Annotated in this window: 20 protein-coding genes and 1 riboswitch; of the genes, 16 read left to right on the plus strand and 4 right to left on the minus strand. The window is 38.0% G+C overall.

Going from position 1 to position 23,755, the window contains the following annotated elements; genetic code table 11:
* Positions 1–155 precede the first annotated feature (155 nt).
* From glgB to ACFX4W_RS15865, 5 genes are read left to right on the plus strand one after another with little or no spacing between them, the layout of a single operon-like run.
* Positions 156–2,117: a 1,4-alpha-glucan branching protein GlgB gene (gene glgB, locus ACFX4W_RS15845; RefSeq protein WP_280560459.1), complete on the plus strand. Its 1,962-nt coding sequence runs from the start codon at positions 156–158 to the stop codon at positions 2,115–2,117.
* Positions 2,068–3,219, plus strand: coding sequence for a glucose-1-phosphate adenylyltransferase (locus tag ACFX4W_RS15850; protein ID WP_016765788.1), 1,152 nt, complete (start codon positions 2,068–2,070; stop codon positions 3,217–3,219). The genes glgB and ACFX4W_RS15850 overlap by 50 nt, the downstream gene beginning before the upstream one ends.
* 22 nt (positions 3,220–3,241) lie before the next feature.
* Positions 3,242–4,267 (plus strand): glucose-1-phosphate adenylyltransferase family protein, encoded by a 1,026-nt coding sequence (locus ACFX4W_RS15855; protein ID WP_025750736.1) that lies wholly within the window; start codon positions 3,242–3,244, stop codon positions 4,265–4,267.
* Positions 4,264–5,694, plus strand: coding sequence for a glycogen synthase GlgA (glgA, locus tag ACFX4W_RS15860; protein WP_043975855.1), 1,431 nt, complete (start codon positions 4,264–4,266; stop codon positions 5,692–5,694). Before ACFX4W_RS15855 ends, glgA begins: the two co-directional genes overlap by 4 nt.
* A gap of 13 nt (positions 5,695–5,707) precedes the next feature.
* Positions 5,708–8,119, plus strand: coding sequence for a glycogen/starch/alpha-glucan phosphorylase (locus ACFX4W_RS15865; protein WP_377559769.1), 2,412 nt, complete (start codon positions 5,708–5,710; stop codon positions 8,117–8,119).
* A 38-nt stretch (positions 8,120–8,157) separates the two neighbouring features.
* Here the strand turns inward: ACFX4W_RS15865 and ACFX4W_RS15870 are convergent, their stop codons facing one another.
* Complete coding sequence (locus ACFX4W_RS15870) at positions 8,158–8,955, minus strand: TIGR00266 family protein (protein WP_013059569.1); 798 nt, start codon at positions 8,953–8,955, stop codon at positions 8,158–8,160.
* Between the two features lie 93 nt (positions 8,956–9,048).
* Positions 9,049–9,801 carry a TraR/DksA C4-type zinc finger protein gene (locus ACFX4W_RS15875; RefSeq protein ID WP_162215052.1) on the minus strand — a complete coding sequence of 251 codons (753 nt, stop codon included), beginning with the start codon at positions 9,799–9,801 and terminating at the stop codon, positions 9,049–9,051.
* A 352-nt stretch (positions 9,802–10,153) separates the two neighbouring features.
* Here ACFX4W_RS15875 and ACFX4W_RS15880 point away from each other — a divergent pair, with 352 nt between their 5' ends.
* From ACFX4W_RS15880 to ACFX4W_RS15915, 8 genes are all read left to right on the plus strand, one after another.
* A complete protein-coding gene (locus ACFX4W_RS15880; RefSeq protein WP_230182999.1) occupies positions 10,154–11,575 on the plus strand; it encodes an isochorismate synthase in 1,422 nt (473 codons plus the stop codon).
* On the plus strand, positions 11,562–13,316 hold the full coding sequence (gene menD / locus ACFX4W_RS15885) for a 2-succinyl-5-enolpyruvyl-6-hydroxy-3-cyclohexene-1-carboxylic-acid synthase (RefSeq protein ID WP_097824720.1): 1,755 nt from the start codon (positions 11,562–11,564) through the stop codon (positions 13,314–13,316). The genes ACFX4W_RS15880 and menD overlap by 14 nt, the downstream gene beginning before the upstream one ends.
* Before the next feature lie 3 nt (positions 13,317–13,319).
* Positions 13,320–14,129: a 2-succinyl-6-hydroxy-2,4-cyclohexadiene-1-carboxylate synthase gene (gene menH / locus ACFX4W_RS15890; RefSeq protein WP_162215050.1), complete on the plus strand. Its 810-nt coding sequence runs from the start codon at positions 13,320–13,322 to the stop codon at positions 14,127–14,129.
* A 16-nt stretch (positions 14,130–14,145) separates the two neighbouring features.
* Complete coding sequence (gene menB / locus ACFX4W_RS15895) at positions 14,146–14,964, plus strand: 1,4-dihydroxy-2-naphthoyl-CoA synthase (protein WP_013059564.1); 819 nt, start codon at positions 14,146–14,148, stop codon at positions 14,962–14,964.
* 82 nt (positions 14,965–15,046) lie between these two features.
* On the plus strand, positions 15,047–16,510 hold the full coding sequence (locus tag ACFX4W_RS15900; RefSeq protein ID WP_237074100.1) for an o-succinylbenzoate--CoA ligase: 1,464 nt from the start codon (positions 15,047–15,049) through the stop codon (positions 16,508–16,510).
* Positions 16,511–16,513: 3 nt separating this feature from the next.
* The gene (gene menC, locus ACFX4W_RS15905; RefSeq protein WP_165575751.1) at positions 16,514–17,617 is read left to right on the plus strand and encodes an o-succinylbenzoate synthase; all 1,104 of its coding nucleotides are present in this window, start codon (positions 16,514–16,516) and stop codon (positions 17,615–17,617) included.
* Positions 17,618–17,896: 279 nt separating this feature from the next.
* Positions 17,897–18,082, plus strand: a riboswitch (cobalamin riboswitch).
* 133 nt (positions 18,083–18,215) lie between these two features.
* Positions 18,216–20,459, plus strand: a complete 2,244-nt coding sequence (locus tag ACFX4W_RS15910; RefSeq protein ID WP_165575752.1) for a ribonucleoside-diphosphate reductase subunit alpha — start codon at positions 18,216–18,218, stop codon at positions 20,457–20,459.
* Positions 20,460–20,475: 16 nt separating this feature from the next.
* Positions 20,476–21,519: a ribonucleotide-diphosphate reductase subunit beta gene (locus tag ACFX4W_RS15915; RefSeq protein ID WP_013059560.1), complete on the plus strand. Its 1,044-nt coding sequence runs from the start codon at positions 20,476–20,478 to the stop codon at positions 21,517–21,519.
* A gap of 29 nt (positions 21,520–21,548) precedes the next feature.
* On the opposite strand, the gene ACFX4W_RS15920 is transcribed toward ACFX4W_RS15915, so the two are convergent.
* Both ACFX4W_RS15920 and ACFX4W_RS15925 read right to left on the minus strand, forming a co-directional pair.
* Positions 21,549–21,752 (minus strand): hypothetical protein, encoded by a 204-nt coding sequence (locus tag ACFX4W_RS15920; RefSeq protein ID WP_013059559.1) that lies wholly within the window; start codon positions 21,750–21,752, stop codon positions 21,549–21,551.
* Between the two features lie 66 nt (positions 21,753–21,818).
* Positions 21,819–21,977, minus strand: coding sequence for a DUF1540 domain-containing protein (locus tag ACFX4W_RS15925; RefSeq protein ID WP_013059558.1), 159 nt, complete (start codon positions 21,975–21,977; stop codon positions 21,819–21,821).
* Between the two features lie 207 nt (positions 21,978–22,184).
* On the opposite strand from ACFX4W_RS15925, the gene ACFX4W_RS15930 reads away from it, so the two are divergent.
* Genes ACFX4W_RS15930 through ACFX4W_RS15940 form a run of 3 tightly spaced genes read left to right on the plus strand, consistent with a single transcriptional unit; the run spans position 22,185 to position 23,750 of the window.
* Entirely contained in the window at positions 22,185–22,466 is a 282-nt protein-coding gene (locus tag ACFX4W_RS15930) for a DUF2325 domain-containing protein (protein WP_043975879.1), read from the plus strand.
* Positions 22,467–22,520: 54 nt separating this feature from the next.
* On the plus strand, positions 22,521–23,276 hold the full coding sequence (locus ACFX4W_RS15935; RefSeq protein WP_241771326.1) for a hypothetical protein: 756 nt from the start codon (positions 22,521–22,523) through the stop codon (positions 23,274–23,276).
* Positions 23,277–23,291: 15 nt separating this feature from the next.
* Complete coding sequence (locus tag ACFX4W_RS15940) at positions 23,292–23,750, plus strand: flavodoxin (RefSeq protein ID WP_280560450.1); 459 nt, start codon at positions 23,292–23,294, stop codon at positions 23,748–23,750.
* Positions 23,751–23,755 lie beyond the last annotated feature (5 nt).

The raw sequence follows: 23,755 nt of genomic DNA on the forward strand, positions 1-23,755 counted from the left end.
TCATATGGAATTATTCATAAAGTAATAAAGTATGAAGAGTATGGGATAAAGAGCAATTTAAAAGAACATTTATTCTATTATATTTGTAGAAAAGGTTTATGTTTTTACTGTAAAAGGGAATGAGTGGTAAGAAGCGTATATTATGTGCGTATATTATGTTTGAAGTTAAAGGGGTGGCAAAAGTGAATCTAGCGGTTCAGCCTACTGAATTTGATGTTCATTTGTATCACGAAGGAAACTTATTTCGCAGTTACTCTATTTTCGGTGCGCATCAGGTAACGGTAGAAGGAATTGAAGGCGTACGATTTTGCGTGTGGGCACCTCATGCAAAGAGTGTAAGCGTTGTAGGTGATTTTAATAAATGGAACGGTTTTCAACATTCAATGGTTAAAGTTAATGAACAAGGTATTTGGATGACATTTATCCCTGAGTTAGAACAAGGGACTATTTATAAATATGAAATCATCACACAAAGCAATCAAAAAAAATTAAAAGCAGATCCATACGCTTTCTTCAGTGAAGTGCGTCCGAACACTGCGTCTATTGTTTACTCATTAGATGGGTACAAATGGAACGATCAATATTGGCGTAGAAAGAAAAAACAGCAAAATATATATGAAAGACCACTGTGTATTTACGAGCTGCATGCAGGGTCTTGGAGGACTCATGAAGATGGCAGCCTTTATACATATAGTGAATTAGCACAGGAGCTTATTCCTTATATTGCTGAACAAGGTTTTACACATATTGAGTTATTACCAGTCATTGAGCATCCGCTCGACCGATCCTGGGGATATCAAGGAATTGGATACTATTCTGCTACCAGTCGATACGGTACACCTAAAGAGTTGATGAACTTTATAGATGAGTGTCATCAAAATAATATAGGGGTTCTTTTAGACTGGGTACCCGGGCATTTTTGTAAGGATGAACATGGTCTGTATATGTTCGATGGAGAACCTACTTATGAATACAAACAAGAGCCCGATCGTGAAAATTACGTTTGGGGAACAGCTAATTTCGATTTAGGAAAGCCTGAAGTCCAAAGTTTTCTGATTTCGAACGCTTTGTTTTGGTTGGAGTACTTCCATATAGATGGATTTAGAGTAGATGCTGTAGCCAATATGCTTTATTGGCAAAATTCTTCTGGAAAAGCAGTGAATGATGGAGCTGTCAGCTTTTTGAAAAAGTTGAATGAAGCTGTTTTTGAATCTGATGAAACGATATTAATGATGGCAGAAGATTCAACGGACTGGCCGCTTGTTACAGCACCTACGTATGAGGGTGGTTTAGGCTTTAATTATAAGTGGAACATGGGATGGATGAATGACGTTTTAACATACATGGAAGCTGGCGTGGAAAGACGTCCCTATCTTCACGATAAAATGACCTTTTCACTAATGTATGCGTTTAACGAAAACTTTATTTTGCCGCTTTCTCATGATGAAGTCGTACATGGGAAAAAATCATTACTTAATAAAATGCCAGGTGATTACTGGCGCAAGTTTGCACAGCTTCGACTGCTATATGGATATTTCTTTGCACACCCTGGGAAAAAGCTTTTATTTATGGGCGGAGAGTTTGGCCAATTTGATGAGTGGAAAGATTTAGAGGAGTTGGATTGGATGCTTTATGATTTTGATATGCATCGCAATCTTAACGGATATATGAAGGATCTCATCAAGATTTATAAGAGAAGCAAGCCTTTATATGAATTAGACCATAATCCAGATGGATTTGAATGGATTGATGTTAACAACCATCATCAACAAATTTTCTCTTTTATTCGTAAGTCGAAAGAAAATCAGGAGATTTTTATAGTTGTTAGCAATTTTTCTGAGCATCCATATCATTCTTACAAAGTTGGAGTTCCAGTTGAGACAGAGTACATTGAAGTTATTAACAGTGATGACGAAGTGTACGGCGGTTCAGGTATTGTAAATAAAAAGGCATTAAAATCAGTGGATGAATCGTTTCACGGCCAACCTTTTTGCATTGAAATGAATATTCCGCCGTTTGGCATTAGTATACTACGAGCAAAGAGAAAACGAGGGGAGAGAAAACAACATGTTAAAAAAGAAATGCGTCGCGATGTTATTGGCAGGAGGAAAAGGTAGTCGGCTAAGTTCACTTACAAAAAATCTAGCAAAGCCAGCTGTACCATTTGGTGGTAAGTATCGAATTATTGATTTTGCTTTAAGTAATTGTACAAATTCAGGTATTGAAACAGTAGGTGTGTTAACACAATACCAACCGCTAGTTCTCAATTCATACATTGGAATTGGAAGCGCTTGGGACTTGGATCGACGGAATGGTGGCGTTACGGTATTGCCTCCATACGCGGAGTCAGATGGAGTAAAGTGGTATAAAGGGACGGCTAGTGCTATTTATGAAAATTTAAACTATTTAACACAGTATGATCCTGAGTACGTACTGATTCTATCAGGTGATCACATTTATAAAATGAACTATGAAAATATGCTTGATTATCATATAAACAAAGAAGCAGACGTAACGATTTCTGTTATTGAAGTACCTTGGGAGGAAGCGAGCCGTTTTGGTATTTTAAATACAAATAGTGACCTAGACGTAATGGAGTTCGATGAAAAGCCTCAGCGTCCTAAAAACAATCTAGCTTCCATGGGGATTTATATTTTTAAATGGAGTATTTTAAAAGAATATTTAGAAATGGATGCACGCAATCCATATTCAAGCCATGATTTTGGTAAAGATGTTATTCCGCTTTTACTAGACGAAAAGAAAAAGCTAATTGCATACCCATTCCAAGGTTATTGGAAAGATGTAGGAACTGTAAAAAGCTTGTGGGAAGCGAATATGGATTTGTTATGTGATAAAGACGAGCTTAATTTATTTGACTCTTCATGGAAAGTATACTCTGTTAACCCTAATCAGCCTCCTCAATATATCGCGCCAAACGCCTGCGTGGTGGAGTCATTAGTAAATGAAGGGTGCGTTGTTGAAGGAAACGTAGAGCAGTCCGTGTTATTTCCAGGTGTACAAATCGGCTCAGGTTCTGAAGTCAAGAAAACGGTTGTCATGCCTACTGCAAAGATAGGTTCTAACGTATATATTGAAAACGCTATTGTCCCATCGGATATTGAAGTTCCAGACGGTACTATTATTCGACCGACCAAAGGAAGCGAAGAAGTAATTCTTGTTACTCAAGAATTGATTGAATCAGTTGCTAAATGCATTTAACGAACAGAGAGGATGAACGACATTGAATAATCAAATGCTTGGTATTATTGATGCTTGTACAAACACAACAGCGCTGCAGCCTTTAACCTTTTATAGATCGATTGCTGCCATTCCTTTTGCAGGACGCTATCGATTAATCGATTTTACGCTTTCTAATATGGTGAACTCTGGAATTTCGAGCGTTGCCATTTTTCCCCGTGATCGCTATCGCGCATTGATGGATCATATAGGTTCAGGAAAAGAGTGGGATTTGGATCGGAAGCGAGATGGATTGTTTATCTTCCCTCCTATGACAAGTGATTTACACTTAGAAAGTCCATCACTATTCACGCAGTTCCGTTATCATATTGATTATTTCTTAAGAAGTAAGCAGGAATACGTATTAATTGCGAATAGTTATACGATATGTACAGTTGACTTTGAGCACGTGTTGCAACGTCATATTGCTTCAAATGCAGATATTACTGAAATGAAGCAGGGTGATAAATCGCTTAATATGTATATTATTAATAAATCTATTCTAGTTAATATTTTGCAAAATGAATCCCATGATTTTTATACGATTAAAGAAATGGTTCGATATATGGCACAATCTCATCGTGTAGAAAAGTATGAGCACCATGGATATACGGCTGAGATTTCTAGCTTAGATGCCTACTATAAAACAAGTATGGAAATTTTATCTCCAGATGTTTGGAAGCAGCTATTTATTAACGAACGTCCTGTTTTCACTAAAGTAAAAGATGAACCGCCTACTCGTTACGCAAAAAAAGCGGTTGTGAAAAATTCAATGATCGCAAACGGGTGCGTGATTGAAGGGCATGTGGAAAATAGTATTATCTTCCGAGGCGTTAAAATTGGAAAAGGTACGGTCGTTAAGAATAGCATTGTGATGCAAAAAGGCGTTATTTTAGAAAATAGTGTATTAGAAAATGTTGTTTTAGACAAAGATGTGAAAATAGGAAGTAATGAAACGTTGCTAGGTGAGTCAGGATTACCTAGAGTCATTGCTAAAGGAACAACTCAAGGAGCGTTGATGAAGTCGTGAATGTATTATTTGCTGTATCAGAATGTGTACCTTTTATTAAAACAGGAGGATTAGCAGACGTAGCCGGTGCCCTGCCTAAAGAATTAAAAAAGTTAGGAACGAACGTATGTGTAGTCATGCCAAAGTACGGAACGATTCCTCAACATTATCAAGATGAAATGGTGCTTGAAAAAGTTATTCATGTGCAGGTTGGGTGGAGAAGACAGTACTGCGGAATTGAATCGTTAACGATGGATGGCGTTAAATATATTTTCATTGATAATGAATATTATTTTAAAAGAGATAGCTTATATGGACACTACGATGACGCTGAACGATTTGCTTTTTTCAGCAGAGCTGTGCTTGAAGCTATCCCATTTTTAGAGAATGAGCCTGATATTATTCATTGTCACGACTGGCATACGGCTATGATTCCATTTTTACTTCGTGCTAATTATGATATGTATGATCATATTCAGACGGTCTTTACGATTCATAACTTACAATTCCAAGGAATCTTCCCTAAGAGCAATTTATATGAGTTATTAAATTTAAATGAATATTATTTTACTACAAGCCAGCTCGAGTTTTATGGGAATATTAATTTTATGAAAGCTGCGCTTGTATCAGCTGATAAAATTACCACGGTAAGTCCTACATATCGAGATGAAATTCAAATGCCATATTACGGAGAAAGTTTAGATGGATTATTGCGTCAGCGAAATCAAGATTTAATTGGGATTGTAAATGGAATCGATGAAGAAGCTTATAGCCCAAACGCAGATCAGCTTATATCTTATCCTTATTCGGTAGAAAAGATTGAAGGGAAATATAAAAATAAAAAAGAGCTCCAGCGCTATCTTGAATTAGAAGAAAATAAGGATGTTCCAATTATTTCGATGGTTACAAGGTTAACTCAGCAGAAGGGATTGGATTTAGTTAAGCACGTTTTCCATGAGACGGTTAACTTAGGAGCCCAAATTGTTATTTTAGGAACTGGAGAATACGAGTTTGAGCAGTTTTTCCGTGAGATGGAAGATACGTACCCGCAACAAGTAAAAGCTATTATTGGTTTTAATGAGGAACTTGCTCATAAAGTCTATGCCGGTACGGATTTATTTTTAATGCCTTCCCGTTTTGAGCCTTGCGGACTCGGACAATTAATAGCCTTAAAATATGGAACCATTCCAGTCGTGCGTGAAACGGGCGGCCTGAATGACACGGTCAAAGCTTATAATGAATATAGCGGAGAGGGAAATGGCTTCTCTTTTAAGAATTATAATGCTCATGACATGCTTCATACGTTAGAAAGAGCTGTTTCATTTTATCACCAGAAAGATGTATGGAAAAAATTAATGATGGATGCTATGAGTCAGGATTATAGCTGGGGGCAATCGGCATTTAAATATAATCAATTGTATTCAAATTTGACATCTACTCCATCGTGAAAGGGTGAGCAGATTGTTCTCTGATAAAAAAAGCTTTCAAGAGGCTTTTTTGAAAAAGCTGGAAATGACATATGGAAAGAGCTTTAAAGAATCTACTGTTCAAGATCACTATCATACATTAGGAAATATGGTGCGAGAGTATATTAGCAGCGATTGGATTTCAACCAATGAAATTCATAGGTCTTCACATACAAAGCAAGTGTATTATCTTTCTATCGAATTTTTACTAGGCAGACTATTGGGTCAAAATCTGTTGAACTTAGGAATTCGGGAAGTTGTAAAAGAAGGATTAAGTGATCTGAATATTTCACTTGAAAATATTGAAGAGATAGAAGTAGACGCAGGATTAGGAAACGGCGGATTAGGCAGGCTTGCTGCTTGTTTTTTAGATTCTCTTGCTTCACTTAATCTTCCTGGCCACGGTTATGGGATTCGCTATAAACACGGTTTGTTTGATCAAAAGATTGTAAACGGCTTTCAAATTGAGCTCCCAGAACAGTGGTTAAGGCATGGGAACTCATGGGAAGTACGTAAATTAGATCAAGCCATAGAAGTGAACTTTTGGGGCGAAGTTGAAATGGTACAGGAAGACGAAAAATTCTCTTTTCGTCATGTAAAAGGAGAACCCGTCTCTGCTGTTCCTTATGACATCCCGGTTATCGGGTATAAAACAGATACAGTGAATACACTTCGCCTTTGGAATGCGGAGCCTTCATCATTTCCAGTACATAAAGATGTGATGGAGTATAAGCGTCAAACAGAGGCTGTATCAGAATTTTTATATCCAGATGATACACATGAAGATGGTAAAATATTAAGATTGAAACAGCAATATTTTCTTGTATCAGCTAGCTTACAAAGTATTATCAGAGCACATCGAAATACCTATCAAACACTTACAAACTTTCACGAAAAAGTAGCCATTCATATTAACGATACTCATCCTGTACTTGCGATTCCTGAGCTAATGAGAATTTTACTGGATGAAGAAAAAATGGAATGGGAAGATGCATGGCATATTACGTCCAATACCATATCATACACAAATCATACGACTCTTTCTGAAGCCCTTGAGAAATGGCCGATTGATTTATTTCAACCCTTGCTTCCACGCGTGTATATGATTATTGAAGAAATTAATGAGCGCTTTTGTAAAGAATTATGGGAATCATATCCAGGGGACTGGGAGCGGATTGAAAATATGGCTATTTTAGCGCACGGGTTAGTAAAGATGGCTCATTTAGCAATTGTGGGAAGTTATAAAGTAAACGGTGTGGCAAAGATTCATACTGATATTTTAAAAGAACGAGAAATGAAAGATTTTTATCAGTTTTATCCTGCTAAATTTAACAATAAAACGAACGGAATTACCCACCGGCGCTGGTTGTTAAAAGCTAACCCACAGCTTTCCTCCCTTATTACCGAGGTGATAGGAGATAAATGGATTAAACAGCCGCATTCTCTTATAAAGCTCCAAGAGTACGTGGAAGATCCAAGTTTTTTACAAGGACTAAAAACAGTAAAACAACAGCGTAAAAAGCTGCTTGCGGATATTATTCAAGAGCAAACGGGAATTAAAATAGATTCTAATTCTATTTTTGATGTACAGGTTAAAAGGCTTCATGCTTACAAAAGGCAGCTTTTAAATGTGCTGCACATTATGTATTTGTACAATCGATTAAAAGAAGACCCTAATTTTCAAATCGTTCCTCGTACATTTATTTTTGGTGCGAAAGCTTCTCCCGGCTATTATTATGCAAAAAAAGTCATCAAGCTAATTAACTCTGTAGCTGATGTTGTCAATAATGATCCACAAACATCACCGTTTTTAAAAGTCGTTTTTTTAGAAAACTATCGTGTGTCACTTGCTGAGTATATCTTTCCTGCAGCGGATGTCAGTGAACAGATTTCAACCGCCAGCAAAGAAGCTTCGGGAACGGGAAATATGAAATTCATGATGAACGGAGCGTTAACTCTTGGCACGATGGACGGAGCGAACGTCGAAATTAGCGAGGCAGTAGGAAAAGATAATGTCTTTATTTTTGGATTAAAAGCCGAAGAAGTGTTGAGCTATCAGCAAAATGGAGGATACCGTGCCTATGATTACTACCATCATGATAAGCGGATTCGACAAGTGCTCGAGCAGCTTACCAACGGCTTCCTGCCTGACACATATGACTTATTCGAGCCTATATATGATTCATTATTAATGCAAAATGATGAATACTATGTACTCCGTGACTTTGACTCATACGTTACGGCACAGCAAAAAGTAAACGAAGCTTATAGAAATGAAAATAAATGGCTTCAAATGAGTGCGACGAACATTGCACACTCCGGCTTTTTTTCTAGTGATCGAACGATTGAGGAATATGCATCTGATATTTGGGGAATTCATTCCACTAAAAATTTATTAAATCAATAAATAGAAAAGGTGTAGTCAAAGACTACACCTTTTTTATTTTATCTGTTGTCACCGTTTAAGAAATCACCTAAAGAACCAAGGATACTGCCTTCACCTTTACCTCCCGTTGGGGAAACTGCACTTGATAAAACACGATCGGCTAGTCTGCTAAAAGGAAGAGATTGAATCCAAACTGTTCCCGGTCCTGACAGAGTAGCAAAAAACATGCCTTCCCCTCCAAACAGAGCTGTTTTAATTTTCCCTACATATTCGATGTTGTAGTTTACATCACGGGTCATGGCTACTAAACATCCAGTATCCACACGAAGGCGTTCACCCGGCTGCAGCTGTCTTTTATGAATGGTTCCGCCTGCATGCAAAAATGCCAAGCCATTACCTTCTAGCTTTTGCATAATAAAACCTTCACCGCCAAAGAAGCCCGTTCCTAGTTTTTTTTGAAAATCAATGCCAACGGATACGCCTTTGGCAGCGCATAAAAAGGAGCTCTTTTGACAAATGATTTTATGATCGAGCTGCTCTAAATCGACAGGAATAATCTTGCCTGGAAAAGGTGAAGCGAAAGATACTTTTCGTTTGTGATATCCGTTATTTGTATATACCGTCATAAATAAACTTTCACCAGTTAATACGCGTTTCCCAGCTCCTTTGAGTTTATTAAACAGCCCGCTGCTGTTGGAAGAAGAACCGTCACCAAAAATGGTTTCCATCTCAATATCATCTTCCATCATCATCATTCCTCCAGCTTCTGCTATAACACTTTCTGAAGGATCTAATTCAATTTCAACAAACTGCATGTCATCTCCATACAATTTATAATCAATTTCATGTGCATTCATCATTTTCACCTCATTATTAATTCTAATCTCCTATTCATTCGATGTCATCTCCTATAGCTCCTACTAAAAATAGAAAAAGAGTAGTATGAAGAACTACTCCTTTTCAGTGTATGGATCTTTCTCATAGGCTGGTAAATCTCCAAATATGGTCATCGTACCTTCTTCATCCAGTGCATTTTCATATCGCTCATGCTCTTTTGAAGGGTAAATAGGAAGAGGCTGTCCATATAAATCGGTAGCGGCAAAGTTTTCATAATCTTCAACGTACCCAATAGCTTCATCTGCCTCAATATAGGTTTCACTATAGTTAGACGTATCTTCTATAAAATCAGAAGGAGATTCAGACGTCCCGTAACGCGCAACGTCTTGCCAAGAATCTTCTGCGTCATATCCTGTTGTTTCGGTATCGTCATAGTCGTATTGACCAAATGGGTGATGGAGAACATTTTCTTCTACAGGTCTGTGCTTTGGAATATCCTGTGATGGGCTATGTTCTCTACAGTATAAAGTAGTTGGTACAGCCTGAAGTCTTTCAAACGAGATATCTTCTCCACATACTTTGCACGTTCCATACGTGCTGTGAGCGATTGCCTGAAGTGCTTCTTCTATTTCATGTAGCTCTTGTTTTGCATGTTCATTTAGTGCAAGGTCTTTTTCACGCTCGTATGTTTCCGTGGCTGTGTCACCAGGGTGGTTATCGTAGCTTGAAAGTTCTCCTACAGCATCGTGAGCGTCGCTTCGAGTTAGACCAAAATGATCATTTTGATCAAAGTGCGATTGAATATCAGCCTGCTGCTGCTGTAAATTTTGTTTTAACTGACTGATTTTTTGTTTTGAAAGTGTCATGAAGCTCCCCCTTAAAAATTTATTGTGCTTTTGTAGTATGTGTTAAAAATTCAAAAAAACACGATTCATATTAGGAGTATTTGGGATATTCATGAAGCTAAGAGAGAAAAGGAGTGGAAAATTAAAGAAAGTTAAAGGTTATAGAAAAGGGTATGATAAAAATAACGTTCTCGAGGTTTAAAGAGTACTGAATAGATCATAAAGATTTTTGATTCATTTAATGAAAAGGCATAATTTAGACAAGCGAAATTAATTTTTTCTCGTGAATCGCGATGCTAGATTTTTTTGAACTGAAAGTTTATAATAAGTTAGTTACAGACTTAAGAAAAAAAGATGAACGGGGGGACGTAGTGTGATTGCAACGACCGAACAGTTAGTACAAGAATACATTAAAGATGCGATTGAGTGTGCAAAAAATGAAAATCAGCCAAAATTGGTCAGTTTAGTGAAAAAAGTAAGACCTATTGACCCCCTTATTTTTTATGCGAACGGACATGACCAGTTTTATAAAGAACGCTTTTTTTGGAAAGATCCTAACAGTTATTATACATTTGTTGGATTAGGATATGCGCATACTATTTGCACTAATGCGGCAAAAGAACGTTATTTCCACATTGAAAATGAATGGAAGCGCTTTATAAAAGAAGACTTTTATAAAAATAACCAAATTTCCCCTGATGGGACAGGTCCTCTTTTATTTGGAGGATTTTCATTTGACCCAAATCAGTATCGAGAAAACTATTGGAGTGATTTCCCGAGTTCAAAATTTATGATTCCAACTGTGTTATATACTCAGGCAGACAAAGAAGGATACCTTACCGTTAATATGATGGTTAAAGGACAAGATTCTGTTAAAAAGCACATCAATTATTTCGAAGAGGTCCAAAAACTTGTTCTTTGTGAAGAGTACGACGGGGAATCCCATATTTCACCTTTGCTGTTGGAAAAAGAGGAAATTGGGGTAGAGAAATTTAAAGGAAATATTGAAAGAGCTACTACTTTAATTAAGCAACAGGCTATAGAGAAAGTAGTTCTTGCTCGTCAATTAAAAGTAAAATTTAATGAAGATATTTCTACTGAATACGTGCTTCAGCGTCTGTTAAAGGAACAGCCAACTAGCTACACATATATTTTAGAGGGAGAGCATCAGCATTTTATCGGCGCTTCCCCAGAAAGGCTAGTGCAAAAACAAGGAGATTATGTGTTTTCCACATGTTTAGCGGGTTCGATTCCAAGAGGAAAGACAAGGCAGGAAGATCACGAACTAGGTGAGGAATTGCTTCAAGATCCCAAGAACTTAATTGAACACGATGTTGTTGTTCATATGATTAAAGAAGCGATGAATTCTTATTGTTATGAAGTAGAAATTCCAAGTACGCCAAGTTTATATAAAACAAAGCATATTCAACATTTGTATACACCTGTTAAAGGGCGTATAAAGGAAGATGTAACGCTATTTTCATTTATTCAAAAGCTCCATCCAACACCAGCGCTAGGAGGATATCCTCAACAGGAGGCCTTGCCTATTATTCGACAGCTAGAATCCTTTGACCGAGGGTGGTATGCAGCTCCTTTAGGATGGATGGATATCAACGGAAACGGTGAATTTATAGTAGGAATCCGCTCCGCTGTTATTCAGCAGCAAGAAGCCGTTTTATTTGCGGGCTGTGGAATTGTAGCAGATTCTACGCCTGAAAGTGAATATGAAGAAACAAGAATTAAATTCAACCCGATGCTTTCAGCTTTAGGAGGGATTATGCGTGGAACACATTAAATCATTAACAACGTATATTGCGTCATTCGTGGATGAATTAGTAGAAGCAAATGTTGAAGAAGTAGTGGTCAGTCCAGGGTCACGTTCAACGCCTATTGCGATGCTTATGGCTGAGCACCCTGATATTCATGTGCACTTAAATATTGATGAGCGTTCCGCCGGCTTTTTTGCTCTAGGAATAGCAAAAGCAAAGAAAAAACCAGTGGCGCTTGTATGTACATCTGGAACAGCTGCAGCGAATTATTATCCTGCAGTAATTGAAGCTCACTATTCACGCATTCCTTTAGTAGTTATCACAGCGGATCGGCCGCATGAGTTAAGGGATATAGGTGCCCCGCAGGCCATTAATCAGAATCATCTTTTCGGTCAATATGCGAAGTGGTTTGTAGATACAGCTTTACCAGAAGAAAGTGCAGATATGAATCGTTATATTCGAACAGTAGCTTCAAGGGCTGTTCATACAGCTCAAGCTATACCGAGCGGTCCTGTACACATTAACGTACCTTTACGTGAACCGATTGTACCAGATTTATCTATTGAAGATTTATGGAGTCAAGGGAAACGCGGTAAATCATATGTGTCTGCTATTCATGGAGAAGCATCTCTATCTGAAAAAGGTTTCGAAGAAATTGCGAAGCGCTTAGAGGGAACAACAAAAGGACTTATTATATGTGGAGATCAAATGTCTTTAAAAGCAGCAGACAGCGTATGCCGTTTAGCTGAATCTTTAAGCTTTCCAGTGATCGCAGATCCGTTATCACAATTAAGAAGCGGCAAGCATTCAAAAGAAAATGTAATAGAGACATATGATACATTTTTAAAAAGTGATAAGGTTGATGAGCGTTTTTATCCGGAAGTTGTCATTCGTTTTGGCGCGATGCCGGTATCGAAACCGCTATTGCAATTTTTGAAAGCCCACGAGCCGACAGAAATGTTTGTAGTTGACCAAGGTAAAGGCTGGAGAGACCCTACTTTACGTTCGACAGTGATGATTGAAGCTGATGAGACATTATTTTGTGAAGAACTGATCAAGCGTCTTTCAGCGAATCAAGAGGAGTCTACTTCATGGCTGAGTCTGTGGAAAAAGATTAATGCTCAAACTGCACAGGCTCTGAGAACATTAACTTCCGGCCAGGAATGGTTCGAAGGACAAGTAGTTCAAGAAATTGTTGATGTAGTACCTGAAGGCACGGCTTTATTTGCTGGAAATTCAATGCCTGTTCGAGATATTGATTCTTTCTTCTTAAATACGGAAAAAGATATTCCACTCTTTGTAAATCGGGGTGCAAATGGAATTGATGGTGTAGTTTCGTCTGCTCTAGGCGTAAGCACGGCTTACGATCACACCGTTTTATTTATTGGTGACTTATCGTTTTATCACGATTTAAATGGTCTGCTGGCAGCTAAAATGCATAATTTAAATTTAACCGTTGTGCTAGTTAACAATGACGGCGGAGGAATTTTTTCATTTTTACCGCAGTCAAAACAAGAAAAGCACTTTGAATTTCTATTCGGTACGCCAACTGGATTAAACTTTGAGCATGCCACTCGTCTGTATGATGGCACATTTTCTTCAGCAAGCAGCTGGGAAGAATTTCGACATGCAATGAACCATGCTTTCACAAAAGGCGGTTTGCATGTTGTAGAGATTCGTACAACTCGTACAGAAAATGTAGAGACTCATCGCAGTTTGTGGAAACTTGTTTCCGAGGAAATAAATTTGTCAAACGGTGAGGAATAGGCAATGATGTATCAATTAGGTGGTGTATCTTACTATGTGCACACCGAGGGAAAAGGAGAGCCGCTGCTTCTGCTTCACGGCTTTACCGGCTCTTCTCAAACTTGGCGTACCTTTATGAAGAAATTCGCTAAAGACTATCAGGTAATTGCTGTTGATATTATTGGTCATGGCCAATCAGCAGCTCCCAAAGAAATCAAACCATATTCAATGGAAGCAGTTGTTGAAGCACTGCATGAGCTTCTTCAACAGCTATCTTTATCACAGGTGAATGTAATTGGATATTCGATGGGAGGAAGGCTTGCTCTTTCATTTGCCCAGCGATATCCACACCATGTGAAAAAGTTGGTATTAGAAAGCGCATCGCCTGGTTTAAAAACGCGAGAAGAACAAAAGCTAAGAAAAGAAAAAGATGAACAGCTGGCGAGCCGCATTATGAAAAATGGAATTGAAGAATTTGTGAACTTTTGGGAGGGAATTCCTCTTTTTAGTTCTCAAAAGCAATTGCCTAGCCATGTTCAAGAAGCGGTGCGTAAAGAAAGACTTTCGCATACAGAAATCGGCCTTTCCAACAGTTTGAAAGGAATGGGAACAGGAGTCCAGCCGTCCCTTTGGGAGAAGCTGGACGATCTGTTGATGCCGGTTTTGCTTATTACAGGAGAAGTAGATCAAAAGTTTTGTTTAATTTCCAAAGAAATGCAAACATTAATACCAAATGCTACTTCTAGAATTATTTTAGGGACAGGTCATGCAATTCACGTGGAACAACCCGAGATTTTTGGTAGAATAGTAAGTGAGTTCTTAGCTACTACATAATTAGGAGGAAATAAAGATGACAGTTGAATGGACATCAGCACGTCAGTATGAAGACATTTTATACGAAACATATAACGGAATCGCTAAAATTACGATTAACCGTCCGGAAGTGCACAATGCATTCCGTCCAAAAACGGTAATGGAATTGATCGATGCATTTGCTTATGCTCGTGACGATGCAAGTATTGGAGTAATTGTATTAGCAGGTGCTGGAGATAAAGCATTTTGCTCAGGCGGAGACCAAAAAGTTCGCGGCCACGGCGGCTATGTAGGAGAAGATGAAATTCCACGTCTAAACGTTCTGGATTTACAGCGTTTAATTCGCGTAATTCCAAAGCCGGTTGTTGCGATGGTATCAGGCTATGCAATTGGCGGAGGCCACGTTCTTCATGTTGTATGTGACTTAACAATTGCAGCGGATAACGCTGTCTTTGGACAAACAGGTCCTAAAGTGGGAAGCTTCGATGCAGGATATGGCTCTGGTTACTTAGCTCGCATCGTAGGTCATAAGAAAGCGCGTGAGATCTGGTTCTTATGCCGTCAGTACAACGCTCAAGAAGCACTAGACATGGGATTAGTAAACACGGTCGTTCCATTAGAACAGCTTGAAGCTGAAACAATTCAATGGTGTGAAGAGATGTTAGAAAAAAGTCCAACCGCTCTTCGTTTCTTAAAAGCAGCATTTAATGCTGATACGGATGGCTTAGCAGGTATCCAGCAATTTGCGGGTGACGCAACGCTTCTTTATTACACAACCGATGAGGCAAAAGAAGGTCGCGATGCATTTAAGGAAAAACGCAATCCAGACTTCCAACAGTTCCCACGTTTCCCTTAAACAGCTGAAACAGCTTGGTGATTATCATCAGGCTGTTTTTTCAATTTAATTTAGTTAATCAGTATAAAAAGGAGAGAAATTCATGAGTAGCCAAACGATTCCTAATGGGCTTATGCAAAGAGCATATTTGACGCCAAATCGAGTGGCGGTAGAAACACCGCAAACGTCTCTTACGTTTCAAGAGCTTCATAAACGTGTTCAAAAAGTAGCACAGCAGCTTTCGTTTAACGGTGTAAAGCAAGGTGATACCATTGCTTTATACATGAAAAATAGAGTGGAGTTTATCGAGATTTTACATGCGATTTCTTATATTGGCGCCCGGTTGCTGCTCGTCAACACGCGTTTGACAAACGAAGAAATTAATTATCAGCTAACAGATGCAAACGTGTCGTTGCTTATTGCGGATGAAACATTTTTAATTAGAGAATTCCAAAGTTCCATTACTCAGCTTACTTTACCTGCTTTAAAAAGTTCTCCAGAAGCAGAAACAGGTTTTCAAAAAACGTGGAATCTCGAGGACACATTCACCATTATGTATACGTCTGGAACAACAGGTCATCCAAAAGGAGTGCTGCAGACATATGGAAATCACTGGTGGAGTTCTGTTGGCTCAGCGCTTAATTTAGGATTAAATGAAAAAGACTGCTGGCTTATAGCGGTTCCTTTGTTTCATATTAGCGGCTTATCTATTTTAATGCGGAGCGTCTTTTACGGAATGAAAATCATTTTAGAAGAACGGTTTGAAGCAAGAGCAGTAAATGAAGCCATTGAAAACAAAGGGGTAACGATTATTTCGGTTGTTACTTCTATGCTGTCCAATATGCTTGATGAATTAGCTGAACGCAAGTATCCAAATACGTTTCGCTGTATGCTTTTAGGAGGAGGACCTGCACCGCTTACTATTTTAGAGGCTTGTGTGAATAAAGAAATTCCTGTTTATCAAACGTATGGAATGACAGAAACATCTTCACAGTTCGTTACGCTTTCACCTGAAGACAGTTTGCGAAAACTGGGATCAGCAGGTAAACCATTATTTCCATGTGCAATGAAAATTGTAGATGAAAAAGGAAATGAGACCAGCGAAGCAGGAGAAATCATTGTTAAAGGTCCAAATGTTACAAAAGGATACCTAAATAAACCTGAGGCTACTCAAAAAGCAATTCAACAAGGCTGGTTCTATACAGGAGATATCGGGAAAGTGGATGAAGAAGGCTTTCTATATGTGTTAGACAGACGTTCAGACCTTATTATTTCAGGTGGAGAAAATGTATATCCAGCTGAAATTGAAAATGTTTTGTTGAAGCATCCCGCTGTTAAAGAGGCCGGTGTAACGGGAGTAGCTGATGAAAAATGGGGACAAGTGCCAGCTGCATGTGTTGTTGTAAACGAAGACGTTTCAGATGAAGAATTATCTTTACACATTCAACAATTTTTAGCAAAGTACAAACTTCCAAAGTACTTCGTTCGAGTAGAGGAGCTGCCGCGAACGGCTTCTAATAAAATCATACGCCGGAAGCTATCATCGTTCATACAGAAAGGGAGCTAATCGATGATTATAAAAAAAGTACATCTTTATAAAATTGACATGAAGCTTCTTTCTCCTTTTTCAACAAGCTATGGTACGGTGCAGGATCGAGAATTGATTTTGCTTGAAGTAGAAGATGAACAAGGATTTACAGGGTGGGGAGAAGTCGTTGCTTTTTCATCTCCTTGGTATACGGAAGAAACGATTCAGACGTGTTTTCATATGTTAGACGATTTTTTAATTCCCTCGCTTCTTCATAAGCAGCTTCAAAAACCAGAGGATGTTCAAAAGCTATTCAAACCTCTAAAGCGAAATAACATGGCTAAAGCAGCTTTGGACTGTGCTGTATGGGATTTGTATGCAAAGCGGCAAAATAAGCCGTTATCTGAAGTAATTGGCGGAGTAAGGTCTGCTGTAGAAGCTGGAGTGGTAGTTGGCTTAAATGACATTTCCGTAATGAAAGAACAAATAAAGACTTACATGAAAGATGGCTATAAGCGCTTTAAAGTGAAAATTAAGCCGGGTGCTGACTATGAGCTACTGAAACAAATTCGAGATGAATTTCCAAGCATTCCTCTTATGGCTGATGCCAATTCAGCTTATACGTTAAGCGATAGTGATTCATTGAAGAAACTAGATGAATTGAATTTAATGATGATCGAACAGCCGTTAAGTTCTGATGATATCCTTGATCATCGATTGTTACAAAAGCAAATAAAGACGCCGATTTGCTTAGATGAAAGTATTGTGAGCTATGAAGATGCACGTCATGCAATCGAACAAGAAAGCTGTAAGATTATCAATGTGAAAATCGGGCGAGTTGGCGGAATGTCCGTAGCAAAGCAAATTCATAATTTATGCGCCCAGCATGGTGTAAAACTTTGGGTTGGAGGAATGTTAGAAGCAGGGATTTCACGAGCTCATAACATTGCCCTTGCCACACTGCCTTCTTTCACGATACCAGGTGATATTTCTGCGTCGTCTCGCTATTGGGAAAAAGATATTATTAAGCCCGAAGTAGAGGTAGAAGCCGGAGTAATAAAGGTGAAGGGAAAACCGGGGATAGGATACGATATTGATAAAAAGTTTATCAAAACAATCACAGCATTTGAAAAAGAATACAAATAATTAACAACCGTTTTTTGATGAAAAACGGTTTTTTTATTGAGGTTGTCAATGTTTAGTAGAAAAATAGGACAAATTTTTTAAAAAGAGCACATTGTTCCATCAAGCGTGTCAAAACATGTTATGATGGAATAGTTTGATGAAAAAAGTCGAAGAGTTTTATCGTAAAAAACAAAATTATTTTTGAAAATAGGTTGATAGTTTTCTAAGTTGTCCTATATAATGTGTTTATAACATAACACAATATGTTGTTTTGAAATCCATAATAAAATACTATATTTTGTGTTTTCCAGTGAAAAAGGTGTCTGATAAAAAGACTTAAAAGGGAATTTGGTGAAAATCCAAAGCTGTCCCCGCAACTGTGAATGCTGATGAAATAAGGAAATCCACTGTGAGTAAACATCATGGGAAGGCCTTAAAGTAAAAAGAAGCATAAGTCAGGAGACCTGCCTTTTTTATGTCGTTTTATCTTCTTCGGGAGGTGAGAGGGTAGAGCGAGGATTGAGAAAAGACTTAGTGTCTTCTTCTATCTTCGTTCTATTCGCTCACCGAGGTACGGTGAGCGATTTTTTATTTTGAAGTGAAGAGAGGAGCCATATTTATGGTGAATACATTAAAGCCTACAATTCTACATGAATTAACTGCATATATTGAACGTTTAAAAAAAGAATTTACGCAGCTTGATTTTTCTTTGTATGAGGAAAAGGTTATTCAAACTGTTACAGTAAAGGAAAATATGACGGACGAAAAGGTTGCAAACGTCCTAATTTTGGCAGCCTTAGAGCGTATTTCAATGGAAGAACCCGATTGGACGTACGTAGCGGCAGACGTCTACTTAAACGAACTATATCGAAAAGCAGCGGACAACCGAGGTTACGATAAAAAAGAGAAGTACGGTTCGTTTTATCAGCTTATTCAAGAACTAACAAAAATCGGCATTTATAATAAGCAGCTATTAAAAACATATACAGAAGAAGAAATTAATGAAATTGCTTCAGTCATTATTCCTGAACGCGATCGTTTATTTACATACATTGGATTGTTGACATTAGCAGATCGCTATTTAGCGACATCACATGATAAGCGCGTATACGAATTACCGCAAGAACGTTTTCTTATCATTGCTATGACGCTGATGTCTCAAGAAAAGAAAGAAAATCGAACAGCATTAGTAAAAGAAGCGTATTGGGCGCTTTCTAGTCTATATATGACGGTTGCCACACCAACACTTTCAAACGCAGGAAAGAGCTACGGACAGCTATCTAGCTGCTTTATTGATACGATTGATGACAGCTTACGCGGTATTTATGATAGCAATACAGATTTGGCCACGCTTAGTAAAAATGGAGGCGGAATTGGTGTCTACCTCGGTCATATTAGAAGCCGAGGAAGTGATATAAAAGGTTTTAAAGGCGTATCATCAGGAACAATTCCATGGATGAAACAGCTAAATAATACGGCTGTAAGTGTCGATCAGCTAGGTCAACGACAAGGAGCTATTGCCGTATATTTAGACGTATGGCACAAAGACATCTTTTCATTCTTAGACGCGCGTTTGAACAATGGTGACGAACGTCAGCGCACGCATGATTTATTCACTGGCGTATGTTTGCCAGATTTGTTTATGGAAAAAGTAGAGGCACGTGAAGACTGGCACTTATTCGATCCTCACGAAGTTCGTACGCTGATGGGCTACTCGTTAGAAGATTTTTATGATGAAGAAGAAGGCAGCGGTTCGTTCCGCACTCGTTACGCTGAGTGTGTAAATAATGAACAGCTTTCAAGAGAAACAGTACCTGCTATTGAAATCTTCAAGCGTATTATGCTTTCCCAGCTTGAAACCGGAACGCCTTATATGTTTTATCGTGATACGGTTAACCGAGCTAATCAAAACCGCCACGAGGGCATGATCTACTGCAGCAACTTATGTACAGAAATTACGCAAAACCAAAGCACAACGGTCGTAACAGAGGAAATTACAGAAGACGGAAAAATTATTATTACAAAGAATCCGGGCGATTTTGTTGTATGTAATCTTTCTTCTATCAACTTAGCGAGAGCCGTAACTGAAGGTGTGCTTGAACGTTTAATTCCAATTCAAGTACGCATGCTTGATAACGTTATTGAGTTAAATGATTTGCCAGTACTTCAAGCAAAACTAACAAACCAAAAGTACCGCGCAGTAGGACTTGGCACATTTGGTTGGAACCATCTGCTTGCCTTAAAGAAAATAGCATGGGAAACAGATGAAGCGGTAGCATATTGCGATGAATTGTACGAGCAAATTGCTTACTTAACCGTACAGGCAAGCATGAACTTAGCTAAAGAAAAAGGTGCATATCCATTATTTAAAGGCTCAGATTTTGAGTCAGGCGCTTATTTTGAAACACGTAAATACACAAGCGAAGCGTGGAGTGAACTGCGTAACGAAGTTCAAAGCAATGGGATAAGAAATGGCTACTTAATGGCTGTAGCACCTAATTCATCAACATCTATTATCGCGGGTTCTACTGCAAGTATTGATCCGATTTTCCGTAAGTTTTATTCAGAGGAAAAGAAAAACTATAAAATCCCGGTGACGGCACCAGATTTATCACCAGCAACAAACTGGTATTATAAGTCCGTTTATTTAATTGATCAGCACTGGAGCATTAAGCAAAACTCCAAGCGCCAGCGCCATATTGATCAATCCATTTCATTCAACTTATATGTGCAAAATGATATCCGAGCAAAAGAGCTGCTGGATCTTCATATGACGGCATGGAAAGAAAAGTTAAAAACGACCTACTACGTACGTTCAACATCAAGTGAAGTCATTGAAGAATGTGAAAGCTGTCATAGTTAAAAGGAGTGAATAATTGATGACAAGCATGTTAAAACGAGAATTAATGAACGAAACAGCTCCGAACCGTTCGACAGGAATCATTAACGGCAAGAGCTCAAATATTCTAAACTGGGATGACGTCCGATTTTCATGGGCGTTCCCTAAATACAAACGTATGCTAGCTAACTTTTGGACGCCGTTTGAAATTAATATGGGTCAAGATATTAAGCAGTTCCCTCAGTTAACGGCTGACGAACAAGAGAGCTTTTTGAAAATTATTGGCTTGCTGGCGCTACTGGACAGTATTCAATCAGATTATGCTAGCAAAGTAGCTGACTATGTAACCGATTCTTCGATTAATGCTCTAATGATTATTTTAGCGCAGCAAGAAGTGGTTCATAATCATTCGTATTCATATGTTTTATCAAGTCTTGTACCAAAAGGAAAACAAGATGAAGTATTTGAATACTGGCGCACAGACGAAAAGCTTCGCGCTCGAAATGACTTTATTACAAACGGATATAAAGCATTTAGCGAAGAAGCAACGGTTGAAAACTTTTTGAAGTCTATGGTATATGATGTTATTTTAGAAGGCCTTTTCTTCTATAGCGGATTTGCTTTCTTCTATAATCTTGCGAGAAATCAAAAGATGGTGGCGACATCTACGATGATTAACTATATCAATCGTGATGAACAGCTTCACGTTGGGTTATTTGAAAAGATTTTCAAGGAAGTACTAAATGAAAATCCAGCTTATCGTACGGAAGAGCTAGAAACGTTTGTAGTTGAAACGTTCCAAGAGGCAGCTCGTCTTGAAATTGAATGGGCGGAATCTGTTATCGGAGAAAAATTCGACGGCATCACGATGAAAGAACTGCAGCAGTATATTGAATACATGGCTAATAAACGCTGTAATCAATTAGGCTTCGGCCGAGCTGCTTTCCCAGAAGCACCGATTGAAAATCCTCTTCGTTGGATTATTGCTTATCAAGAGGTAGATTTAGGGAAAACGGATTTCTTTGAACAGAAATCAAGACAATATACAAAAGCATCAGATGCGAATGGATTTGATGATCTATAAACACAAAAGCTGACTAATTTCCTTATTGATTAGTCAGCTTTTTTTAAGTGAATAAGTCCAAGTTCTAACGCACGTGTGGTAATTAAGTCATCAATTTCTTCTGGAATGTTTTCAAGTGTTCCCCATTTATATGTCCATAAATGAGTAAATGATTGTACATAGATTGGAAAGGTTTGTTCATTTGCTTTTATGGCTTCTTCTTTAAAAAAATGAATCAGTTGTTCAGTTTTCATATTAGTCTCCTTTTTTATGATCTTGAAGAGAGAAAAAAGACAACCCAGAGGCTGTCCTTTTGCGGGTTACGCTTCAGTTGGCTTGAACGTTTTACAGTCTGTTTCATAGCTGCTTGCTGCATGTTTTCCGCTATGACTTACCACGTAAATTTCTTCTGCGCTGCAGTGATTTCCATTTTTCCAAAAGTGACAGTTATTTACTTCACAAAGAATGTTTTGTTCCAACGTTAACCCTCCTTTGTATGTGATAGCTATAGTATGGTCAAAATTCAACTAACTTATAAGAAAGGTGGTAGACTTTCATTTTAATTGAGAATTTTTATCAATTAAACATTGACAAAGAGAATCATTCTCAATTAAACTGTGTATATAGTAAAGAATACAAGTTGTTGGCAAATCATTAAATGAATAATTAATTGGGAGGGAACAAACATGTCATCAGTTATGGTTGTAGGAGGAGACAGGTTAAAGCATATTACAGATCGTTTAGCGGGAGAAGGATTTAATGAAGTCATTCATTTAGATGGCCGTAAAAGCAATATGGTGAAGCGAGAAATACCCGAACATATTGGGTTTGTATTAGTTATTACGGATTTTATTAATCACAATATGGCAAAAGTCATTAAAGAGAAAGCAAAAAAACAAAAAAAACCGATTTATTTCGTCAAACATTCATGGAGTGCTATTCGTCAAGTGATTGAGCAGATTTCATGATTTAATTTTTACTTATTATTGAGAATGAATTTCAATTAGGGTGGTGAGACATAGGTGGAACCGATAAAAGTGAATATAAAGACACTCTCTAACGACCACATCGAACAATTTATTCGATGTCCATACAAATTTTATCAGCAGCAGCTTCTTTTGAAAAAAACATCTATAGATTGGAAACAGCTCGTTCAAGTAACTGTCCATCAAATCATTAAAACATACTATAGCAAGCCAGTTGAGTATCGCTCAAACCTCTATGTTTTACAGCTCATTGAAAAATATTGGCGCCTAAAGCCAAATATGTTTTCATCACCCGTTCACTATTACGATGTGTTAGCTAGAGTAAGCGATTATTTACTAAGGTTTTTAGGAAAGAAAGCACATGTAGAATTACCGCTTTTTGTGTTTGAGAAATACAGCGTTTATGTAGAAGAAATTCAAAGCAACCTTTCTCTAACCATTGATTTTGCTGCATGGACAGAGAAGTCTTATACGGTAACAAAATTCATTCTAGATGACCATGAAGAAGTGAAAAACGCCATGAAAGACTTTATTATCGTTTTTTCGAAACAAGCTTTTAAAAAGGTTCCTGAACAAATTCGTTTTTATTCATTATTAACTGGAGAAACAACAACTTATCATATTGCACCAGACGATTATCAAAAAGCCATACTTCAACTACATATTGTCAAAAGTGTGTTAATGGAACCAAAACATTTTCAAAAGAATTATGCATCCAGTGAGTGTGAAAACTGTCCTCTTCAACGAGAATGCGCTGAAGAAGGGGATATGCGGCCGACACTGCTGGTGTAAAGGAGCGTCATTTACATGAAGGAAATCTTACTAGCTTATGCGAGTATGTCAGGTAACACAGAAGCGATAGCCGATTTGATCGAAGAAGAATTAGTCAAGCATGGATTGCATGTGAAACGAGCAGAAGTATATGACATTGATGCTTCTGACCTTGTATCTGCAGAATCTATTATCTTTGGAGCTTATACGTGGGGAGATGGAGAGCTACCAGATGATTTTTTAGATCTTTATGAGGAAATGGATGATATAGATCTCAGTCAAAAGCAGATGGCTGTATTTGGCTCAGGTGATTCATCATATGATGTTTTTTGCGGAGCAGTTGATTTAATTGAAGAAAAAATAAAGAAACGTAACGGAAATATAGCCGTTTCCGGTTTAAAAATCGAGCTCTCCCCCTTTGGAGAAGATGTAGAAAAATGTAAGGTATTTGCTAAAGGTTTTGCTGAAGTAGTAGCAAAATCTGCTGCTTCATAAGAAAA

Origin of the sequence: Priestia sp. YIM B13489, assembly GCF_042787645.1 — a bacterium.
Lineage (GTDB): Bacteria > Bacillota > Bacilli > Bacillales > Bacillaceae_H > Priestia > Priestia megaterium.